This is a genomic window from Stenotrophomonas sp. YJH_SMC_127 (assembly GCF_059372445.1).
The window spans coordinates 450,728-457,574 of record NZ_JCAFVO010000004.1; the positions used below are offsets into that span (position 1 = coordinate 450,728).

The window sequence follows — 6,847 nt, forward strand, 5'->3', positions numbered from 1 at the left end:
TGCGCCCGCCGGGTCCTGGGACCCATCGGAGCGCGCCGGATTCCCCTCCCGACATACGACGCCGTATGCGAGTATTACCCAGAGCTGTTAATGAAACAATAACAGCGCAGGCGGTTTTTTCGTCTCAAAAGCTGAACAGGACCGTCCCCACCGAACGTGGCCGCACGCTAGGCTATTGGCATGTTCGTCTCCCTCCCGTCGCGCAAGAAGGCGACCCTGCGCTGGGCCACGCCCGTGCTGTTCGCGTCATTGTGGCTGGCATTCCTGTGGTCGATCTCGCGCCCGGACGATGCCCGCGGCAGTCTCTGGCTGGACTGGGGCGCCCTGTCCACCGGCCTGACCCGTCCGCTGGACTGGTGGGCGACCCTGCAGGACGGCAGCGTGCTGCGCCTGTTCACTGCGCTGTTCCTGCACGCCGACTGGTCGCACCTGCTGGGCAACCTGGTGTTCCTGCTGATCTTCGGCCTCCCCGCCGAGCGGGTGCTGGGACCCTGGCGGTTGCTGCTGCTGTTCCTTGTGGGCGGCGCGGTGTCCAACCTGGTGGCGATCTACACCATGGGCAGCCCGGACCAGATCATCATCGGCGCCAGCGGCGCGGTGTCGGCGCTGATCGGCGCCTATCTGGCCCTGTTCCCCGGTGCCCGGCTGGGCGTGGTGATCCCGCTGGGCCTGTTCCTGGAGTTCGTGCGCGCCCCGGCCTACCTGCTGATCGGCGTCTGGGCCGCGCTGCAGGTGGTGTTCGCCCATATCGGCCCCAGCTTCGGCATGGTGGCCTGGTGGGCGCACATCGGCGGCTTCGTGTTCGGCGTGGTGTATGGCGTGTACGTGCGCGCCGCGATCGCCCGCCGCCTGCGCAAGCGGCACGGATTCTGACCCTTGGTAGTGCCGGCCGCTGGCCGGCTCCACGCTCACCCGCTCGTTCGTAGATCAGTCGAGCATGGCTCGACTCTACAAAATCAAGGCTTGGCCGGGACGGGTTCGGGCTTTGCTTCCGGCTTTGCTTCCGGCTTTGCTTCCGGCTTTGCTTCCGGCTTTGCTTCCGGCTTTGCTTCCGGCTTTGCTTCCGGCTTTGCTTCCGGCTTCGCCGCAGCGGCCTTCGCGGCCTTGGCCGCATCCGCCTTGGCGGCCTCGGCCTTCAACCGTGCGGCCACCGAGCCTGGGTTCTTCAGCTCGGCCAGCGCGTCGTTGATCGGGCCATCGCCCGGCAGCACCGCACCGGCGTGGTAGCCCTCCGTGCCTTCGTCATCGCCGCGCAGATGGCCCGGCAGGGTCGCTTCGCTGTAGTCGCTCAGGCTGGCTGGCAGTGCATCCTCGGCCGGCGTGGCGGCGGGCTTCAGTTCGACGTCCGGCACGATGCCGGTGGCCTGGATCGACTTGCCGCTGGGCGTGTAATAGCGCGCGGTGGTCAGCTTCACCGAATCACCGTTGTCCAGCGGCAGCACGGTCTGCACCGAGCCCTTGCCGAAGGTACGGCTGCCGACCACGCGCGCCCGCTTGTTGTCGCGCAGCGCGCCGGCCAGGACTTCCGATGCACTGGCCGAACCGGCATCGGCCAGCACGACCACCGGTGCGCCCTTCAGCAGGTCGCCCGGGGTCGCGTCGAATCGTGCATCGCTGATGCTGATGCGGCCACGGGTGCTGACGATGTTGCCCTTGTCGAGCAGATCATCGGCCACCTGCACGGCAGCGGTCAGCAGGCCACCCGGGTTGCTGCGCAGGTCCAGCACCAGGCCCTTGAGCTGGCCACCGGACTGCTTCTGCAGCTGCTGCACGTGCTTCTGGAAGTCCGAACCGGTATCGGCCTGGAAGGTGCTCAGGCGGATGTAGCCATAGCCGGGTTCCAGCAGGCGGCTGCGCACGCTGGTCACGCGGATGGTCTGGCGGGTGAGGCTCACGTCCAACGGCTTGGGCTTGCCTTCGCGCACGATGGTCAGCACCACCTTGCTGCCGGCCGGGCCGCGCAGCGGCTCGCTGGCATCGATCGCACTGATCGGCTTGCCGTCGATGGCGATGATCAGGTCACCAGCGAGGATGCCGGCCTTGGCCGCCGGGGTGTCGTCGATCGGCGCGATCACCTTCATGCTGGCGTTGTCCGGCTGCTGCTGCAGCTCCACGCCGATGCCCTCGTAGGCACCATTGGCCTGCTCGTCGAAGGCCTGCGCGTCTTCCTTGTTGAAGTAGGTGCTGTGCGGATCAAGGTCGAGCAGCAGGCCACGCACGGCCGACTGCATCAGCTTCTTGTCATCGACCGGATCGACATAGGCGGCGCGCACCGCGTTGTACACGGCCACGAAACGGCGGATGTCCTCCAGCGGCACCTTCGAGGTCACCGCCTCCTCGCTGTTCGCTGCCTGCCCGCTGGTTTCCTGGCTCGGGGCGGGCGCGGTCTGCTGCGCCCAGGACAGCGCTGGCAACAGGGCCAGCAAGAGGGTGGCGGTACGGGCTGCGCGCATGGATCACTCCTGTCGACGTTGGCATCGTGCCCAAGGCACATGCACCGATTATGCGCGAAGCACAGCTAAATTCCCGTTGAATCCAACCCGCATCCGGCAGGCCTGGATTCAGCGCCGCTGCAGCCAGCTGTCCGGGTTGACCGGCTGCCCGCCACGGCGCAGCTCGAAGTACAGCGCGGTGACGCCCTGGCCACCGGAATTGCCGACCTTGGCCACCGCATCACCGCGGCTGACCCGTGCGCCGGCATCCTTCAGCAGGGTGTCGTTGTGGGCATACAGGCTCATGTAGCCATTGCCGTGGTCGACGATCAGGATCATGCCGTAGCCGGTCATCCAGTCGGAGAACACCACGGTGCCGTCGGCCACGGCCGTGACGGTGCTGCCGGCCGGCGCGCCGATCAGCACGCCGCTGCTGGTACGGCCATCGGGCAGCTTGCCGCCATAGCGGGCCAGCAGGTTGCCGGACAACGGCCAACCCAGGCCGCCGACCTTCGGTGCCGGTGCCGACGCCACCGCAGGTGGAACCTTGGTTGCCGGCGGCGGTGGCCGGCCCTGTGCGGCCGCCTGGCGTGCGGCCCGCTCGGCAGCGGCCTTTTCGGCAGCAGCTCGACGTGCCGCCGCGCGACGCTCGGCTTCGGCCCGGGCGGCAGCGGCACGCAGATTGGCCAGCAGCGTTTCCAGCGCCTTGGCATCCTGGCCCAGTGCCTGTTCCTTCTCGCGCCGGTCCTTGAAGCGTTCGTCGAGCGAGGCCACGGTCTGCGCGCGGTCACGGCGGTCGGCCGCCAGCGCCGCTGCCTGCTGCTTCTGGTCCTGCTGCGCCCCCTGCAGCTTCTGCTTGCGCTCGGCGATCTGCGCCTGCAGCGCTTCCAATTCCTTCAGGTCGGCGGTGAGCGTGGTGATGCGCTGCGCTCGTTCGCGCTGCAGGTAACGATGGTAGGCCAGGGCGCGATTGGCATCGGCCACCGTGTCCTGCGACAGCAGCAGCTTCAGCGGTGCGTGATTGCCAAGCTGATACGCCGCGCGCAGCAGGCCGGCCAGTTCGCGGTGCTGCTGGGCCAGGTTGGTTTGCAGGCTGCTGCGGCGCTGCTCGGCCTGGGCCAAGGCCTGGGCCTGCTCACGCAGCGCCGCTTCGGTCTGCGCAAGCGCGCGGCCGGTGCGTGCCACCTTCTCGTCGGCCTCGCGCAGCTGTTGCGATGCTTGGCCACGCTGCCCTTCGATCTGCCGTCGCTCCTGCGCCACGCCCTTCAGCTCGGTACGCAGCTTCTGCAGCTTGCGCTCGGTCTCGCGGGTGGTCTGCGCAGCACCCGGCAGGGGCAGGGCCAGCGCCATAGCCAGCCCCAGCAGCAGCCAGCGCCCGCCGCGTACGGCGGCGATGTGATGTCGGCGTGATGGGAAGGCGTTGTCGCGCAAGGGCTTTCCAGTGACTTCAGGCAGTTGCGGGGGGTACCGGGGAATGGTGACATCTCCGCACGCGGCCTGCCAGCCGCACATCCATCGAGGTCCCCATGAAAACTCTATCCATTCCGCTGCTGTTGGGCGTACTGCTGGTCACCGGGCCGGTCTGCGCCCAGGAGAACATCAGCAAGGTCAACGGCAGCATCAGCGCCGAACCCGGCCAACGCTACGGCAAGCTGGACACCGTCAACGGCGGCATCCGCGTCGGCGAAGGCGTCGAGACCGGAAGCATCGACACCGTCAACGGCGGGGTGAAGGTTGCCGACCGCGCACGCACCGGCAAGATCGAAACGGTCAACGGCGGTGTCCGCCTGGGTCGCGAAGTGATCGCCAGCGGTGGCGTCAGCACCGTCAACGGCAGCATCTTCACTGATCGCGGCAGCCAGATCGAAGGCGGCGTCGAGACCGTGAACGGCGGCATCGGCCTGGTCGAGAGCCGCGTCGGCAAAGACGTCGAGACCGTCAACGGTGACATCACCGTCGGCATCGGTTCGCAGGTCAACGGCGGCGTGCATGTGCGCAAGCCGAACTTCAGTGTCTCGCTCACCGCCAGCCGCAAGCCGCGCGTGATCATCGGCCCCAACGCGGTCGTCAGTGGGCCGCTGCAGTTCGAGCGCGAGGTGGTGCTGTACGTGCATCGCACCGCACGCATCGGCCCGGTCACCGGGGCCGAGCCGATCCCGTTCGATACCGAAACCGCGCCGGCCGACTGAACCCGTCGCACCCGCCGCTTTGGTGATACTCGCGTTTACCGGTCGCGCGTGAGTTGCGACCGCCCTTTGTTCTCCAGGAATCGACGATGCCCCGCAAACTCCTCCTGTGCCTGGCCGCCGCGGCCGCGCTCAGTGCCTGCAAAGGCGAATCCACGCCGGCTGCCACGCCGCCCACCGATACCGCTGCCGCGAAGCCGGCCGCCCATCAGTTCTCTCCGGAGATCAACGCCGGCGACTTCGCCGAGATGGTCAAGACCCTGGCTTCGGATGAGTTCGAAGGCCGCGCCCCGGGCAGCAAGGGCGAAGAACTGACGGTCAACTACATCCGCGACCAGATGCAGCGCATCGGCCTGCAGCCCGGCAACGGCGACAGCTGGTTCCAGGATGTGCCGATGACCGAGACCACGGCCGATGAATCGACCGTGCTGAAGATCACCCAGGGCGGCAAGACCACCGAACTGAAGTTCGGCACCGACATGGTGGTCGGCACCCGTACCGGCCAGGCCGAGGTGAAGGTCGATGCCAGCGACCTGGTGTTCGTCGGCTATGGCGTCGATGCGCCGGAGCAGAAGTGGAACGACTACGCCGGTCAGGACTGGAAGGGCAAGACGGTCGTGATGTTCGTCAACGACCCGGGCTTCCACGTCGACGACGCGAAGCTGTTCGACGGCAAGCGCATGACCTACTACGGCCGCTGGACCTACAAGTTCGAGGAGGCCGCCCGCAAGGGCGCCGCCGCCGCGCTGATCGTGCACGACACCGCCGGCGCGTCCTACGGCTGGGACGTGGTGAAGAATTCCTGGGCTGGCCCGCAGTACGACCTGCCCGCCAAGGATGACCCGGAAGCGCGCATCCCGGTACAGGGCTGGCTGAGCGCCGACGCGGCCAAGGCGCTGTTCGCCGGTGCCGGCCTGGACCTCGCCCAGGCCTACAAGGACGCCAGCAAGCGCGGTTTCAAGCCAGTGCCGCTGAAGGCCACCGCTGCCGTCGACCTGAAGAGCCAGATCTCACAGAAGCAGTCGCGCAACGTGGTCGGCGTGCTGCCGGGCAGCAAGCGCGCTGACGAGGCCGTCCTGTACATGGCGCACTGGGACCACCTGGGCAAGCATGAGGGTGAGACCGGCGACAACATCTACAACGGCGCGGTCGACAACGCCACCGGCGTGGCTGGCATTCTCGAAGTGGCCGAAGCCATGGCCCACCAGGAGCCGAAGCCGGAGCGTTCGGTGGTGTTCCTGGCGGTGACCCTGGAGGAGTCCGGCCTGCTGGGTTCCAAATACTACGTCGCCCACCCGACCTTCCCGCTGGACAAGATCGCCGGTGTGATCAACATCGATGCGATGTCGGTGGCCGGCCGTGCCAAGGACGTGACCGTCACCGGCTTCGGCAGCTCGGAGCTGGAGGACATCCTCAAGCCGCTGGCCGCCGCCCAGGACCGCACCCTGCACGGTGAGACCTCGGTACAGAGCGGCTTCTACTTCCGCTCCGATCACTTCAACTTCGCAAAGGCGGGTGTGCCGGCCCTGTACGCCGATGGCGGCGAAGACCTGCGCGAGGGTGGCGTGGAAGCGGGCCGCAAGGCGGCGGCGGACTACGGCGCCAACCGTTACCACGGCCCGAAGGACGAGTTCGACGCCGCCACCTGGAAGCTGGACGGCACCGTCGAAGACCTGCAGCTGATGTACGGCGTGGGCAAGGAACTGGCCGGTGGCGATCGTTGGCCGAACTGGTATGCAGGCAATCCGTTCAAGGCAGCCCGCGACGCGATGATGAAGGACAAGGCCCCGGCCAAGTAAAGTCGGGCCATGCTCGACTGAGCACTGTTGAGAGCAGAGCGGCGCCCCACGGGGCGCCGCTTTTCTTTTGCGTACCGTCGGCGGCTCATCCACGGTTGGTGTGGATCTGCCGGTAGTGCCGGCCGCTGGCCGGCAATCGATTGGTAGCGGCCAACCCTGGTTGGCGCCATGCTCCTCGCGGAGCACTTACGCATGGCGTGGATCTACCAGGCAATGCAACGCCATCGGATTGCCGGCCAGCGGCCGGCACTACCTGCACTTTCTGCGCACAAAGAAAAACCCCGCTGCATGAGCAGCGGGGTTTTGGGTGTAAACCCTGGCGATGACCTACTCTCGCATGGCTTGAGCCACACTACCATCGGCGCAGCTGCGTTTCACTTCCGAGTTCGGGATGGGATCGGGTGGTTCCACAGCGCTAATTTCACCAGGG

At 67.3% G+C, this 6,847-nt stretch carries 5 protein-coding genes and 1 rRNA gene; 3 read left to right on the forward strand and 3 right to left on the reverse strand.

Annotation, left to right across the window (positions count from 1 at the left end; all coding sequences use genetic code 11):
* Positions 1–180: 180 nt before the first annotated feature.
* On the forward strand, positions 181–873 hold the full coding sequence (locus tag AC5QAB_RS12660; protein WP_197561471.1) for a rhomboid family intramembrane serine protease: 693 nt from the start codon (positions 181–183) through the stop codon (positions 871–873).
* A gap of 83 nt (positions 874–956) precedes the next feature.
* Here AC5QAB_RS12660 and AC5QAB_RS12665 read toward each other — a convergent pair whose 3' ends face one another.
* Both AC5QAB_RS12665 and AC5QAB_RS12670 read right to left on the reverse strand, forming a co-directional pair.
* Positions 957–2,453: a S41 family peptidase gene (locus tag AC5QAB_RS12665; protein WP_495233426.1), complete on the reverse strand. Its 1,497-nt coding sequence runs from the start codon at positions 2,451–2,453 to the stop codon at positions 957–959.
* 108 nt (positions 2,454–2,561) lie between these two features.
* Positions 2,562–3,782, reverse strand: coding sequence for a murein hydrolase activator EnvC family protein (locus AC5QAB_RS12670; RefSeq protein ID WP_257473507.1), 1,221 nt, complete (start codon positions 3,780–3,782; stop codon positions 2,562–2,564).
* 176 nt (positions 3,783–3,958) lie between these two features.
* Between AC5QAB_RS12670 and AC5QAB_RS12675 the strand changes: the two genes are divergently transcribed.
* Entirely contained in the window at positions 3,959–4,621 is a 663-nt protein-coding gene (locus AC5QAB_RS12675; protein WP_014645682.1) for a DUF4097 family beta strand repeat-containing protein, read from the forward strand.
* Positions 4,622–4,707: 86 nt separating this feature from the next.
* Entirely contained in the window at positions 4,708–6,417 is a 1,710-nt protein-coding gene (locus AC5QAB_RS12680; RefSeq protein ID WP_197561472.1) for a M20/M25/M40 family metallo-hydrolase, read from the forward strand.
* A 314-nt stretch (positions 6,418–6,731) separates the two neighbouring features.
* Here the strand turns inward: AC5QAB_RS12680 and rrf are convergent.
* A 5S ribosomal RNA gene (gene rrf / locus AC5QAB_RS12685) occupies positions 6,732–6,846 on the reverse strand.
* Between the last annotated feature and the right edge of the window lies 1 nt (position 6,847).